This window comes from Mesorhizobium sp. CNPSo 4670 (genome assembly GCF_057784235.1).
The window spans coordinates 37,210-49,924 of record NZ_JBWJFQ010000021.1 but is presented as its reverse complement, the minus strand read 5'-3'; the positions used below and the strand labels follow the sequence as shown (position 1 = coordinate 49,924).

Genomic DNA, 12,715 nt, shown 5'->3' with positions numbered 1-12,715 from the left:
CTTGCTTCTCCTCGCTCGCCCATCGTCCGGAGCGGTTCATCGTTTCACGGAAACGCAGAACCGCTCTATCTCTTTGTTTTGAGGCAATTCCCCAGGGAAGCGCTACCCGCTTTCCCGGGAAAGCCGTCTCACACGTTTCCTGGAATTGATCTAACTCACCGCTGACACGTCCGGCAATAGAAGGTCGATCGGCCGCTTTGCACGATCCGCTCGATGTGGCCGCTACAGCCGGGTTTCGAGCAAGGCTCGCCCTCGCGGTCGTAGACGGCGAAGGAATGCTGGAAGTAGCCCAGCGAGCCATCGGCCTGCATATAGTCCCTGAGCGAGGATCCGCCGGCCGCGATCGCATCTGATATCACCGAGCGAATGGCTTCGGCGAGGCGCTCGCTTTGGGCCTGGGCCTTCTTCCCGGGCTTGGCGATTGTGCCCGCCTCGCGCAGCGGCGACAGGCTGGCGCGCCACAGCGCCTCCGAGACATAGATGTTGCCGAGCCCGGCGATCAGTCTCTGGTCGAGAAGCGCTGCCTTGAGCGGTGATCTCCGCCCCTTCATCAATGAGGCAAGCAGCGCGCCGTCCAATGTGTTGCCGGTTGGCTCAACGCCGAGCCCGGCCAGCATCGGATGGACGTCCGGCGGGCCTTCGGCAAACAACATGAAGCCGAAGCGGCGCGGATCATTGAAGATCACGCGCGAACTGGCGCCGCCCGCGGATACGACATGGAAGACGACGTGGTCGTGGTTGGAGCTCTTCGAGCGGTCGTGGTGGAAGATATCAGGCATGTCGCTGCCATCCGCCGTCTCGATGCGGAATGAGCCCGACATGCCGAGATGGCAGATCAGCACCGGACCGCCTTCAACGTCCATCGTCAGATATTTGGCCCGGCGGCCGAGCGCGGTGACCCTCTTGCCGGTCAGCCGCTGCGAAAATTTTTCGGGAAATGGAAAGCGCAGATCCGGTCGGCGCGCCTCGACACGGGTGATGGTGGCGCCTTCCAGAACCGGCTGCAGCCCACGCCGGACCGTTTCGACCTCGGGCAGTTCAGGCATGGCCGCCAATCGCTGCATAGAAAGACGTGCCGTAACGGCCGGCCGCCAGCCCAAGATGCTCGGCCACGGTTTCACCGATGTCGGCGAATGTCGTTCTCAGTCCGATGTCACCGCCCTTGAAACCCGGTCCGGTGCCGATCACCGGAATGCGTTCGCGCGTATGGTCGGTACCGCGCCAGGTCGGATCGTTGCCATGGTCGGCCGTCAGGATGAGAAGATCGCCCTGCCGCAGCCTTGCAAACGCCTCCGGCAGCCGCCGGTCGAAGGTCTCGAGCGCGCCAGCATAACCTGCAACGTCGCGGCGATGCCCGAATTCGGTGTCGAAGTCGACGAAATTGGCGAAGACGAGGTCGCCGTCGCCGGCATCATCCATCGCGCCCAGCGCTTCGTCGAACATGGCCATGTTGCCCGCCGCCTTGCGCACTTGCGATATTCCGCGATGGGCGAAGATGTCGCCGATCTTGCCGATGGCGATGACGCGGCTGCCACGCGCCGTCAGCCGGTCGAGCAGGGTTGGTTCCGGCGGTGGCACCGCGTAGTCATGGCGGTTGTAGGTTCGCTCGAAGGTCGCGGTGGTTTCGCCGACGAACGGCCGCGCAATCACCCGCCCGATCCTCAGCGGGTCAACCAGCCTGCGCACCACGTTGCAGAACTCATAAAGCCGCTCGAGGCCGAAATGGGCTTCATGCGCGGCAATTTGCAGGACCGAGTCGACCGACGTGTAGCAGATCGGCTTGCCGGTACGGATGTGCTCCTCGCCGAACCGCTCGATGATTTCGGTGCCCGGCGCATGACAGTTGCCGAGAATGCCGGGCACCTTGCCCTCGCGGATGATCGCCTCGGTCAGATCCGCCGGAAAGGCGGGAACCGTATCCGGGAAATAGCCCCAGTCGAATCGCACCGGCAGGCCGGCGATTTCCCAATGGCCCGACGGCGTGTCCTTGCCGCTCGAAACCTCTTGCGCCGCGCCGTGGAAGGCCGTGGTGAGCAGATCCGCGCCGCTGCTGGCGAAGCCCAGTCCCGTGGCGGTTTCGGCAGCCTTGCCAAGCCCGAGCGAGGCCATGTAGGGGACAAACAGCGGTCCGCTGCGCAGCCCTTCGCGATCCGCGCGGCCTTCGGCACAGGCTTCCGCGATGTGCGCGAATGTGTTGGCGCCGGTGTCTCCATAGCGGTCGGCGTCGGCCGCCCCGCCGATGCCGAAGGAGTCCAGAACGAAGAGGAAAGCGCGCGCCATCGAATTGTTGCCAGTTTGAACGCCCAGACATAGGGTTCCGCGACTTCGTTGGCAATTCGGAAACCAATCGGCAACGACCAGGCGCGATAGTCCGATGCATGTTGCCCAAAAGTGCGAAGCGGTTTTGGGGCAACGACATGCATAACTGAGAATGCATGGCGCCCAAAAGTGCGCGGCGGTTTTGGGACAACGACATGCATAGTGCGTGGCGGTTTTTGGCATGTCGCAACGATGCGGCGGGCATGGGTATGGATCGAGGAAAGCAGGCGGCGGTTCTGTCATGAGGGTTGCCCTGAAGGCATACGCCGCTCTCTTGCTTGTGCAGGGTGCGCTCTGGTCCAATCCGGCGCATGCCGACTGGCGCGATGATATCGGTACGTTCCGCGTCGGCATCGTTGCCGAGCCAGGCGCCGGCAACACCGTTCCGGGGCTGGCACGGTTGACCGACGCCTATACCAAGGCCCTGGGTATGAAGGTCGAGTTTGTCATTGCCCGCGACTATGCCGCGCTGATCGAGGCGCAGGCCAATGCCCGCATCGAATACGCAATCTATTCCGCGACCGCCTACGCGACGGCGTCGCAACGCTGCGGATGCATCGAGCCGCTTGTGGCTCCGGTCGATTTTGACGGCGCGATAGGCATCCGCTCCGTTCTGCTGACGCGCGACGGCAAGCTGCCTGATCTGGCGGCAATGGAAAGCCATCGCATTGCCATGGCCCCTTCGGACAGTGTCGGCGGTTCTCTGTTGCCATTGGCGGCGTTGACAGCGGAAGGCCGCAGGATTGCGCAAGATGCACCATTTCTGGTCCATGCCGAGTCGGCTGCGGCGGCGGAAACGATGCTGCTCGATGGCAAGGCGGATGGCCTGTTCGGCTGGGTAACGGCCGCTGCCGACGGCCAGCCGGAAGCATCTGGCGCTCAAACGCAGGCATCGGGCACCCAGGCGAGGCTCGAAGCGGCGGGGCTTTCGGCAGCCGCGCTTCAAGTCATCTGGAAGTCGGGCCTGCTGAGATATGGTCCCCACGCCGTCCGCAGCGATCTCGACCCGGAAGCCAAGCGCCGGCTCACCGTCTTCCTCACCAATCTAAAGTCGATGACGCCAGACATCTACGATCTGTTGGAATCGAAGCATTCCGGTGGCTTCGCTATCGTGGTGCCAAAGGATTACGACATGGCCGGCGCTGTCGTGCGCTTCGTCGCGGGCAGTGGTCCGGGACAGTAACGCGACGCTTTGGAGCAGTTTTTGCGAACGGCTCAGCGGTCCCGGTTCAGCAGTCGCCGCAAGGGATCGTCACGCTTCTACGCGGACGCAGATAGTAGGATTCGCCCATCGTCAGGGCGTTGAAAGCCGAGGTCAATCCAAGCTTCTGTTGGCTGCCCGCCGACCAGGTGATGACCGGCTTGTAGCCAAGAGTGCTGTCGACGCGGATGAGGAAGGTGCCGGCGACCTTGAGTTTTGCTGGAACCGTGGTGGTGGTGGGGCCAGTGCTGGCGACGCCATTGACCAGCTTGCGCGACCACACCACCTGCACCAGCGGCGTTGCGTCGGTCGTGACCTGTATGGCCGTGATGGTGATGCTCGGGACCGAGCGGTTGTAGGGCTGAAGGGTGACGGCGCCGATCGCCATGATGGCGTCGATATCCGCCTTGACGACTGTCGTCTGCTGGGTGACGAGATCGGCCACCATGCTGCCGAGACGACTGACCTTCTTGCTGGTCTCGATGGCTTGTGACGCCTCCATGGTGATAAAATACATGGCCAGCAGAAGAGGCATGATCAAGGCGAATTCGACTGCCGCAACACCACGGCGATCGGACCCAAATCGAATTGCCTTGCGCCAAATCCCTGAAGTCTTGAGATGTGCCCCCGCACGCGTCATGCCCATTGCCCTTTTCTTTTACTGCTCGTGCATCCGCCTCGAACTCAATTGTCGAACGGCTCGTTCTGCCAGGTTACCGACGCGAAATGCAGGGTCTTGTTGCCGCCCATCGACTGGGCCAGTAGATCGGTCATGATCGGCCATTTGTAAAAGACCCGCAGCATGTTCTTCGATTCCGCGGCACCCGCCGTAACAGCAAAGGACTGGTTGGCGCCGCCGTTGGTCAGGACGACCTGGCCAGCCTGTATCTTGAAGCCGGCCGCGGCGGCGGCGGCGAACGTCGTATATTGGCGAAGATCCACGTCCAGCTGATTGGGACAATCCTGCGAGACGATGATCTCCAGTTTGTCGCAGATCATGTTCTTCAAATTGTCTCCGGCGACGTCGGCCGCCCTTAACTGGCCGGTCCGCAAGCGGCGCGCGACATCGTCGGTGATGTTGGACAACACTTCCTGGCCCGCAAATGCGATGCAGCTTTCCAGAATGGCAAAGACAAGCAGCGCAAACGGGATTGCAAGGATTCCGAATTCAATAGCCGTACTGCCGCGCCGGTCGCGAAGGAAGCGAACGAAAAATCTTGGGCGTCTCGCTTTGTGCTCGTCTGCGGAACCGAATTCCTTGCTCATGTCTGATCCTGCCGATCTCTATGCGGTCTCGGAAGGCGTATTAGCGCAAACCAATTGAGGCCCGGTTTGAATGATCGTTAAAGTCGTCGATGGCGTCTAAACCAGCCGATAACCTGAACGGCATTCCACCGCGCCATCCTATCGGGTGCCGTTCATCTCAGCCTCGGAGGATTTCTCCGCATCACTCTTATAGGAGCTTTCGCAATAGGGCGTGCAGGACATGGTCTGTATTTCTGCACGGCGATAGATACGCACCGACGAGGCGGCCTGCCGCACGACGGTAACCTGTTCGTCGACGATCGGGCTGCCATCCGTATCGAGAACGACCAGATTGGTAACGCCGAAACCCTTGCCGGTCAGCACGATCGTCGAGGCGTCCTGTACGGAAGCGTCGGCGATTGCCGGATTGCCGACTACGATCGTATCGGCGGGACGCGACAGTTTGACGATCTTGGCCTGGTTCATCGTGACCTCGATGCCGGCCCCGGCCATGGCGGGCGCCACGAAGCCTGCGGCGACAAGAAGCGCAGCAATCACGATTGACGATCTCGGCTGGGCCATTGAGGCGCTCCACGCAAGCAGACTGATCAACGGAACATGAACGAGATTGGTGAACCAACGGTTAAGCGGACACCCTAGTCGAAGGGTGCGGCGTGCCAACTTGATTGCCTGCGGAGCGCGATCTCCCCACCATCGACCCCTGCAAACGGATGGGGCCGGCCGGCATTTAGTGCTGGGTTAACCACGCAATATATTCGAACCGGGAAAGGAATCGGTAAGGCTGTTTATTAAGCCGATCGAAAGAGCTTCTCCCTAGATTGCCAGTATCCGATCAACCAAGGCAGAAGTTGACGGAAGTGCTGTAACACGTGGAGTAGGAGCTCTCGAATGTCTAATCTCATCGCACGTTTTGTGAAGGATGAATCCGGCGCGACCGCTATCGAATATGGTCTGATCGCCGCTCTCATCGCGCTCGCCATCATCACTGGCGCTGGCGCGCTCGGCAATGCACTCAACACCAAGTTCCTGGCTATCGGAAACACCCTGAACAGCAGCGGCAGCTAATATGCCGCATAGCTGAGCGCTGGGCGCTGAGCGCTCGGATCACGTTTTGGAGAAGGGCTGCCGCGTGGCGGCCCTTCTCTATTCCGCTGCCAATACCAGTCGCCTTTTCGTTCCGGGCCTCACCAATCGTTAATCGAACATGGCTAGATTGAGCCCTGTGAAATCGGACAATAGGCATAGCGCCGATGCTTGAAGCCCTGATCTTCGTCGTGTTTCCGTTCTGCATGCTGTTTGCCGCGATCTCCGACATGCTGTCGATGACGATCGCCAATCGCGTGCCGGTGCTGCTTGTTGTTGTTTTCGCGCTGGTTGCGCCGCTGACGGGTATGGAATGGGCAGCCTATGGCGGACATATCGCCACTGGCGCCCTGGTCCTGGCCGTGACGTTCGGCCTGTTTGCAATGGGTGGCATGGGTGGTGGCGACGCCAAGCTGCTGGCCGCCTCCGCGATGTGGATGGGTCTCAATATACATCTCGTCGAATATCTTGTGGTCTCGACAATCATCGGCGGCCTGCTGACGCTCGCCATCCTCCTTTACCGGAAATCGCTGCTTGCGGCCGTTACCGGCCAAAATCCGTTTCTGCGCCATTTCGCCGAAGAGTCAAATGGGGTTCCCTACGGGATCGCGCTTGGCCTTGGCGGGTTGCTGACCTATCCGGATTCGCCCTTGATGGTGTGGGCGCTGACCAGGCTGGCGACCTGAACACGATCCGATTTCGGTTATCCACCAGCATTGCCGCAGCCGGCTTTCAACAACGCCGGGACGGCCCGTTTTGGCCGGTCAGGCCACATTCCAGCTAATTTATGTAAACGTTAAATTAATCACGATCGTAAGCATTACATTAACCTTGTTTTGACGATTGCCGCTGCAAAGTCCGGCTTGGCTACGTGGTTTGCCAGGGCAAGGGTTCGGACAGATGCCAGCATCGCGATTGATAATTCTGAGCGTGGCGGTGGCCGCGGCGGGTGGTGCCGGTTATGTCGCGAAGAACATGGTGGCACCGCCGCCCCAGATCGTCGTCGATTCCGGGCCCCAGGCGCCGGCGGTGTCGCTGCAGGATGTGCTAGTGCTTTCGGGCGACGTTCCGATGGGCAGTCCGCTTGAGAAAAACATCGCCTGGCAATCCTGGCCAGCCGACGGCATCAACGCGAATTTCATCACCCGCACCGCCGAGCCAGAGGCGCTGGAAAAGCTGAAGGGTTCCGTTGCCCGCGTGGCGATGTACGCCGGAGAGCCCCTGCGGCGTTCCAAGCTGATCGGCGAGGGGCAGAGCTTTATGTCGTCGATCCTGCCTTCCGGCATGCGGGCGGTCGCCACCGCCATCTCGGCCGACACATCGGCCGGCGGCTTCATTCTTCCGAACGACTTCGTCGATGTCATCATGACCCGCAGGGGCGATGCCAGCGGCGGCGGCGGCGCCACCAATTTCAACACTGAAACCATCCTCAAGAACATCCGCGTCCTGGCAATCGACCAGACCATTCAGGAGGACGAGGAAGGCAAGAAGACCAGGGTGGGCCAGACCGCCACGCTGGAACTGACACCACGTCAGGCTGAGATCATCACGGTTGCCCAGCAGATGGCGGATCGCCTGACCCTGGCGCTGCGGGCGGTCGCGGACACACAGGAAAAGAACCTGGGCGAGGCCGACTATCTCGTTTCCGGCAATGGCCGCAGGGGAACGGTGAGGCTGATCAAGTCGGGCGAAGTTTCCGAAGTGGGGGCAAGGAAATGAGGCTAAGTGGTAAACTGCCGGCAATTGTAGCCGCGGCATTCGGCCTGCTGCTCATCGGGACGAATCTGCAAGGCGTTGTCGAGGCAAAGAACGCGCAGGTCACTGCATCGACGGCAACCCAGCGCGTCAAGCTTGGCCTCAACAAGTCGGTGGTCATCGACCTGCCGAGCGATGCCTACGATATTCTCGTCGCCAACCCGGCGGTTGCCGATGCGGTGACCCGCACCGCAAGGCGTATCTATCTGTTCGGCAAGGCGGTCGGCGAGACGAACATCTTTGTCTTCGGTCCGAATGGCGAGCAGATCGTCAGCCTGGATCTGGCTGTCGAACGCGACGTTGCCGGCCTTGAAGACTATATCAAGCGCTTCATTCCAACGTCGGCAATCAAGGTGGAACTGCTGAATGACAACGTCGTCCTGACAGGGACGGTCGACACGCCGCTGGACGCAAAACGCGCCGTTGACCTGGCGACGATCTTCGTGTCGGGCGGTGAAGCGACCACGGGACAATATTCGCAGACCGCGGCCGGCGGTTCGGCCCAGAACGGTGTCCAGATCGACAATCCGGACCAGGAACGCCGCACCAGCAAGATCGTCAACCTGCTTCAGATCATCGGCGACGATCAGGTCACGCTGAAGGTGACGGTCGCCGAAGTCAGCCGCTCGGTGATGAAGCAGCTCGGCGTCAACATGGTCGGCAGTGGCGGCAGCAACGGCATCAGCTACGGCGCGGTCAGCGACAATTTCACCGGCCTCGGCAAGCAGCTGTCGAATTCGGGCTTCAACATCGGCGCCTCGGGGCTGCAGGCCTATATCAACGCCATGGAGCAGTCCGGCGTCATGAAGACACTGGCTGAGCCGACCTTGACCGCCGTGTCCGGCGAGAAGGCGACCTTCAAGGTCGGTGGTGAATACAACATGGTGAGCGGCGTCTCCCAGAATGTATCGACCGACAACCAGACCGGCCTGAAGACCTACAGCGTCGACAAGATCGAGTACGGCATCGGTCTGGAATTCCAGCCGGTGGTGTTGTCTCCCGGCCGCATAAGCCTGAAAGTCAGAACCTCGGTTTCCGAGCCGACAACGGAAGGGTCGGTTTCGTTTTCCAGTGGCGTGACCAGCCCCGGCATGAATGCCCTGTCACTGCGCAAGCGCCTTGCCGATACGACCGTTGAACTGCCCTCGGGCGGCTCCATGATGATCGCCGGCCTGGTTCGCGACGATGTCAGGCAAGCCGTCAACGGGTTGCCAGGGCTGACAAAGATCCCGGTCCTCGGTGCGCTCTTCCGCAGCAGGGATTTCGTGCGCAACGAAACAGAGCTGGTGATCATCATCACGCCGTATCTCGCACGGCCCGTGGCACGCAACGACCTTGCCAAGCCGGACGACAATTTCAACGCTGCCAGCGATGGCGCCGCCATGTTCCTTGGCAGGGTCAATCGCGTCTACGGCACCATGCAGACTGACAAGCCCAACGGCCGTTACCATGGCGTTGTCGGCTTCATCTACAAATAGGCGGGAGCGGATATGTCTCAGTCAGCATTGAAGGCAAGCACCATCGCCACGACGATGCGCTTTGGCCGTTCGCGGATTTGCGGGCGAGCCGTTCCGGTCCTGGCAATTGCGGTAGCGGCGCTGCTGTCCGGCTGCGCCAATCGCGACAGCGTCACTGTCGGTGCGATTCCGGATGATTATCGCACCAATCATCCGATCGTTATCGCGGAGAAGAACCAGAAGATCGACCTGCCTGTCGGCGCCGGCGATCGCGGCATGACCGGATCGCAGCGCGACACGCTTCTGGGCTTCCTCGACAGCTATGACAAGAGTGCCGCCCCGACGCTGACGATCCAGGTCCCGAGCGGGTCGGCCAACGAGGTCGCCGCGACGGCGGCCGCTCGCGATTTCGCACGGCTCGCGGTCGCCGCCGGTGTCAAGCGCAACCGGGTCGTCGTCACCTCTTATCAGGCCGCCTCGAGCGAGATCTCCTCGCCGGTTCGCGTCTCCTTTGTCTCGGTGAGAGCCCAGACAGACAAATGCGGACGCTGGCCAGCTGACCTGGTCGAGACCTCGGAAAACAAGCATTATGCCGACTTCGGCTGCTCCTATCAGAACAATCTCGCCGCGCAGATGGCCAACCCGGCCGATCTGCTCGGCCCGCGCAAATCTACCGACATCGATGCTGAAAATCGCGGCGCGGTGATCGATGTCTACCGTCAAAGAGGCATCTCGGGCGATTTCCTTGGCAATTCGGAAGTAGATTACTGAGCCGCCGTCTCGGACAGAACAGGCCACGCGAAAGAGTATGATCATGAGCAACCTTGCCTACGACGCCCCGGTGGATGGCAGCGATACTTCGCAGCAAGACATCGCCGCGATGCAGGCATTGCGGCCGATCCCGCGCATCTCGATCCAGGCATTCTGCGAGACCGAGGGCGTTGCCAATCCGGTCGAGCGCGCCGGCGAGGACCGCCGTATGACGAAGGCGCATCTCAAGGTCCATATGGGCGGCGTCCCCACCGCCATCGAATTCTACCAGTCGGCGCCAACGCCCAACCTGATCCTGCTGGAATCGCGCAGCGAGCCGAAGCAATTGCTGGAGCAACTCGCCCAGCTCTCGGAATATTGCGATCCGACCTCGAAGGTGGTGGTGATCGGTCATTACAATGATGTCGGTCTCTATCGCGAGCTCATCCGCTCCGGCATTTCCGAATATGTGATCGCACCTGTGTCGATGGCTGACATCGTCAGCGTGGTGTCGTCGATTTTCATTGATCCGGAAGCCGAGCCGCTCGGCCGCTCGATCGCCTTTGTCGGCGCCAAGGGCGGCGTCGGTTCCTCCACGATTGCCCACAATGTGGCCTGGGCGATGTCCACCCTGTTCAAATCCGAGGTGGTCGTCGCCGATCTCGACCTCGCTTTCGGTACGGCCAACATCAATTTCGACCGGGATCCGGCGCAAGGCATCGCCGAGGCGGTGTTTTCGCCGGAGCGCATCGATGAAGTCTATCTCGACCGTCTGCTGACCCAGTGCGCCGAACACCTGTCGCTGCTGGCAGCCCCTTCGACGCTCGAACGGGTCTATGATTTCGATCCCGATGCCTTCGCGCAGCTCATCGACACCGCCCAGCGCAGCGTGCCGCTGCTGGTGCTCGATATTCCCCATGCCTGGACGGGCTGGACCAAGAACACGCTGATCAAGGCCGACGAGATCGTCATCACGGCAACGCCGGAACTGGCCAATCTGCGCAACACCAAGAACATGGTCGACATGTTGAAGCGGCTTCGTCCCAACGACCCGCCGCCGAAGCTGATCATCAACCAGGCCGGCGTTCCCAAGCGCCCAGAGATTTCACCGTCCGATTTCGCCGAGCCCCTCGGCCTGTCGCCGATGTCGGTCATTGGCTTTGATCCGTTGCTGTTCGGCAATGCCGCCAACAACGGGCGCATGCTTGGCGAAATGGATGCCAAGAACTCGGTTGTCGCGATGATCAACGAAATCGCGCACGTGCTGACTGGGCGCAGTGAAATCAAGACGAAGAAGAAGGCAGGGCTTGGCAATCTGCTTGGCAGGCTCTCGCGCAACAAGAAATGACGTTTCAGCGGTGGAATCGGTAGCAGATCATGTTTGGTAAAAGAGGCAGCGACGACGGAAACCGGTTCACGCCGGAATTTCGCCAGCCGGCACCGACCCCGGTTGCGCCGGCGGCCGTAAGTTCTGCGGATACGGCGGTGCTTGCCCGCCCCGCTGCGCCTCCGCCAAGCGCACCTGTCGCGTCGCCGGCGCGCCGCACAATCGATGCGCCGTCATCGGCACCGGACCTGAAGCGGGTCCAACGCGAAAAGAGCGAATCCTATTACGACACCAAGAGCCAGGTTTTCTCCGCGCTCATCGACACCATCGATCTGTCGCAGCTCTCCAAGCTTGATCCCGAAAGCGCACGCGAAGAAATTCGCGACATCGTCAACGACATCATCGCGATCAAGAATTTCGCGATGACGATCGCTGAGCAGGAGGAACTTCTCGAGGACATCTGCAACGATGTGCTCGGCTATGGGCCACTCGAGCCGTTGCTGGCGCGCGATGACATCGCCGACATCATGGTCAACGGCTCCAAGAACGTCTACATCGAAGTCAACGGCAAGGTCGAACAGACCGGCATCCGCTTTCGCGACAACCAGCAGCTCCTCAACATCTGCCAGCGCATCGTCAGCCAGGTTGGCCGCCGTGTCGACGAATCCAGCCCGATCTGCGACGCGCGTCTTCCCGACGGCTCACGCGTCAACGTCATCGCGCCGCCGCTCTCCATCGACGGTGCCACGCTCACCATCCGCAAATTCAAGAAGGACAAGCTGACCCTGGATCAGCTGGTCAGGTTCGGCGCCATCTCACCGCAGGGAGCCGAAGTTCTCAAGATCATCAGTCGTGTTCGCTGCAACATCGTCATCTCGGGCGGTACCGGCTCGGGCAAGACGACTCTGCTCAACTGCCTGACCAACTATATCGACCGCGAGGAGCGCGTCATCACCTGCGAGGACTCGGCCGAGCTGCAATTGCAGCAGCCGCATGTCGTGCGCCTCGAAACCCGCCCGCCCAATCTGGAGGGCGAGGGTGAGGTAACGATGCGTGACCTGGTCAAGAACTGCCTGCGCATGCGTCCCGAGCGCATCATCGTCGGCGAAGTGCGCGGACCCGAGGTGTTCGACCTTCTGCAGGCGATGAACACCGGCCATGACGGTTCGATGGGAACGATCCACTCGAACAGCCCGCGCGAGTGCCTGAACCGTATCGAATCCATGATCGCGATGGGCGGTTATTCGCTGCCTCAGAAAACCGTGCGCGAAATCGTCGTCGGCTCCATCGACGTGATCATCCAGGCGGCGCGCCTGCGCGATGGATCGCGTCGCATCACCCACATCACCGAGGTGATCGGCATGGAGGGCGACGTCATCATCACGCAGGATATCGTCCTCTATAACATCAAGGGCGAGGACGCCAATGGCAGGCTGCTGGGAGAGCATGTATCGACCGGCATCGGTCGTCCGCATTTCTGGGACCGGGCTCGCTACTATGGCGAGGAGCAGCGCCTCGCCACTGCGCTCGAAGCGATGGAGAAACGCGCTGACTGAC

13 protein-coding genes are annotated in these 12,715 nt (G+C 61.1%); 8 read left to right on the top strand and 5 right to left on the bottom strand.

Annotated features, from left to right (window positions below; translation table 11 throughout):
• Positions 1–155 precede the first annotated feature (155 nt).
• Both mutM and AC0ZT5_RS27915 read right to left on the bottom strand, forming a co-directional pair.
• Positions 156–1,046 (bottom strand): bifunctional DNA-formamidopyrimidine glycosylase/DNA-(apurinic or apyrimidinic site) lyase, encoded by an 891-nt coding sequence (gene mutM / locus AC0ZT5_RS27920; RefSeq protein ID WP_488499053.1) that lies wholly within the window; start codon positions 1,044–1,046, stop codon positions 156–158.
• Positions 1,039–2,280, bottom strand: a complete 1,242-nt coding sequence (locus AC0ZT5_RS27915) for a phosphopentomutase (RefSeq protein ID WP_488499052.1) — start codon at positions 2,278–2,280, stop codon at positions 1,039–1,041. Before AC0ZT5_RS27915 ends, mutM begins: the two co-directional genes overlap by 8 nt.
• A gap of 280 nt (positions 2,281–2,560) precedes the next feature.
• Here AC0ZT5_RS27915 and AC0ZT5_RS27910 point away from each other — a divergent pair, with 280 nt between their 5' ends.
• The gene (locus tag AC0ZT5_RS27910; protein ID WP_488499051.1) at positions 2,561–3,502 is read left to right on the top strand and encodes a phosphate/phosphite/phosphonate ABC transporter substrate-binding protein; all 942 of its coding nucleotides are present in this window, start codon (positions 2,561–2,563) and stop codon (positions 3,500–3,502) included.
• A gap of 46 nt (positions 3,503–3,548) precedes the next feature.
• On the opposite strand, the gene AC0ZT5_RS27905 is transcribed toward AC0ZT5_RS27910, so the two are convergent.
• The 3 genes from AC0ZT5_RS27905 to AC0ZT5_RS27895 all read right to left on the bottom strand — a co-directional run bounded on the left by AC0ZT5_RS27905 (position 3,549) and on the right by AC0ZT5_RS27895 (position 5,347).
• Complete coding sequence (locus AC0ZT5_RS27905; protein WP_488499105.1) at positions 3,549–4,160, bottom strand: TadE/TadG family type IV pilus assembly protein; 612 nt, start codon at positions 4,158–4,160, stop codon at positions 3,549–3,551.
• 44 nt (positions 4,161–4,204) lie between these two features.
• The gene (locus tag AC0ZT5_RS27900) at positions 4,205–4,786 is read right to left on the bottom strand and encodes a TadE/TadG family type IV pilus assembly protein (protein WP_488499050.1); all 582 of its coding nucleotides are present in this window, start codon (positions 4,784–4,786) and stop codon (positions 4,205–4,207) included.
• 138 nt (positions 4,787–4,924) lie between these two features.
• Positions 4,925–5,347 carry a pilus assembly protein N-terminal domain-containing protein gene (locus tag AC0ZT5_RS27895; protein ID WP_488499049.1) on the bottom strand — a complete coding sequence of 141 codons (423 nt, stop codon included), beginning with the start codon at positions 5,345–5,347 and terminating at the stop codon, positions 4,925–4,927.
• A 327-nt stretch (positions 5,348–5,674) separates the two neighbouring features.
• Between AC0ZT5_RS27895 and AC0ZT5_RS27890 the strand changes: the two genes are divergently transcribed.
• The 7 genes from AC0ZT5_RS27890 to AC0ZT5_RS27860 all read left to right on the top strand — a co-directional run bounded on the left by AC0ZT5_RS27890 (position 5,675) and on the right by AC0ZT5_RS27860 (position 12,714).
• Entirely contained in the window at positions 5,675–5,851 is a 177-nt protein-coding gene (locus AC0ZT5_RS27890) for a Flp family type IVb pilin (protein WP_184877599.1), read from the top strand.
• Positions 5,852–6,036: 185 nt separating this feature from the next.
• Positions 6,037–6,555, top strand: a complete 519-nt coding sequence (locus AC0ZT5_RS27885) for an A24 family peptidase (RefSeq protein ID WP_095082371.1) — start codon at positions 6,037–6,039, stop codon at positions 6,553–6,555.
• Positions 6,556–6,769: 214 nt separating this feature from the next.
• The gene (gene cpaB / locus AC0ZT5_RS27880) at positions 6,770–7,588 is read left to right on the top strand and encodes a Flp pilus assembly protein CpaB (RefSeq protein WP_488499048.1); all 819 of its coding nucleotides are present in this window, start codon (positions 6,770–6,772) and stop codon (positions 7,586–7,588) included.
• Complete coding sequence (locus tag AC0ZT5_RS27875) at positions 7,585–9,102, top strand: type II and III secretion system protein family protein (protein ID WP_488499047.1); 1,518 nt, start codon at positions 7,585–7,587, stop codon at positions 9,100–9,102. Before cpaB ends, AC0ZT5_RS27875 begins: the two co-directional genes overlap by 4 nt.
• Before the next feature lie 12 nt (positions 9,103–9,114).
• The gene (locus tag AC0ZT5_RS27870) at positions 9,115–9,852 is read left to right on the top strand and encodes a CpaD family pilus assembly protein (RefSeq protein ID WP_478351324.1); all 738 of its coding nucleotides are present in this window, start codon (positions 9,115–9,117) and stop codon (positions 9,850–9,852) included.
• Positions 9,853–9,895: 43 nt separating this feature from the next.
• Positions 9,896–11,179, top strand: coding sequence for a CpaE/TadZ family protein (locus AC0ZT5_RS27865; protein WP_488499046.1), 1,284 nt, complete (start codon positions 9,896–9,898; stop codon positions 11,177–11,179).
• A gap of 29 nt (positions 11,180–11,208) precedes the next feature.
• A complete protein-coding gene (locus AC0ZT5_RS27860; protein ID WP_488499045.1) occupies positions 11,209–12,714 on the top strand; it encodes a TadA family conjugal transfer-associated ATPase in 1,506 nt (501 codons plus the stop codon).
• The last annotated feature ends 1 nt before the right edge of the window (position 12,715 follow it).

Excerpts from the sequence above, each read along its gene's own strand:
- mutM (WP_488499053.1), bottom strand. The coding sequence starts at position 1,046 with ATGCCTGAACTGCCCGAGGTCGAAACGGTCCGGCGTGGGCTGCAGCCG.
- AC0ZT5_RS27915 (WP_488499052.1), bottom strand. The coding sequence starts at position 2,280 with ATGGCGCGCGCTTTCCTCTTCGTTCTGGACTCCTTCGGCATCGGCGGG.
- AC0ZT5_RS27910 (WP_488499051.1), top strand. The coding sequence starts at position 2,561 with ATGAGGGTTGCCCTGAAGGCATACGCCGCTCTCTTGCTTGTGCAGGGT.
- AC0ZT5_RS27905 (WP_488499105.1), bottom strand. The coding sequence starts at position 4,160 with ATGACGCGTGCGGGGGCACATCTCAAGACTTCAGGGATTTGGCGCAAG.
- AC0ZT5_RS27900 (WP_488499050.1), bottom strand. The coding sequence starts at position 4,786 with ATGAGCAAGGAATTCGGTTCCGCAGACGAGCACAAAGCGAGACGCCCA.
- AC0ZT5_RS27895 (WP_488499049.1), bottom strand. The coding sequence starts at position 5,347 with ATGGCCCAGCCGAGATCGTCAATCGTGATTGCTGCGCTTCTTGTCGCC.
- AC0ZT5_RS27890 (WP_184877599.1), top strand. The coding sequence starts at position 5,675 with ATGTCTAATCTCATCGCACGTTTTGTGAAGGATGAATCCGGCGCGACC.
- AC0ZT5_RS27885 (WP_095082371.1), top strand. The coding sequence starts at position 6,037 with ATGCTTGAAGCCCTGATCTTCGTCGTGTTTCCGTTCTGCATGCTGTTT.
- cpaB (WP_488499048.1), top strand. The coding sequence starts at position 6,770 with ATGCCAGCATCGCGATTGATAATTCTGAGCGTGGCGGTGGCCGCGGCG.
- AC0ZT5_RS27875 (WP_488499047.1), top strand. The coding sequence starts at position 7,585 with ATGAGGCTAAGTGGTAAACTGCCGGCAATTGTAGCCGCGGCATTCGGC.
- AC0ZT5_RS27870 (WP_478351324.1), top strand. The coding sequence starts at position 9,115 with ATGTCTCAGTCAGCATTGAAGGCAAGCACCATCGCCACGACGATGCGC.
- AC0ZT5_RS27865 (WP_488499046.1), top strand. The coding sequence starts at position 9,896 with ATGAGCAACCTTGCCTACGACGCCCCGGTGGATGGCAGCGATACTTCG.
- AC0ZT5_RS27860 (WP_488499045.1), top strand. The coding sequence starts at position 11,209 with ATGTTTGGTAAAAGAGGCAGCGACGACGGAAACCGGTTCACGCCGGAA.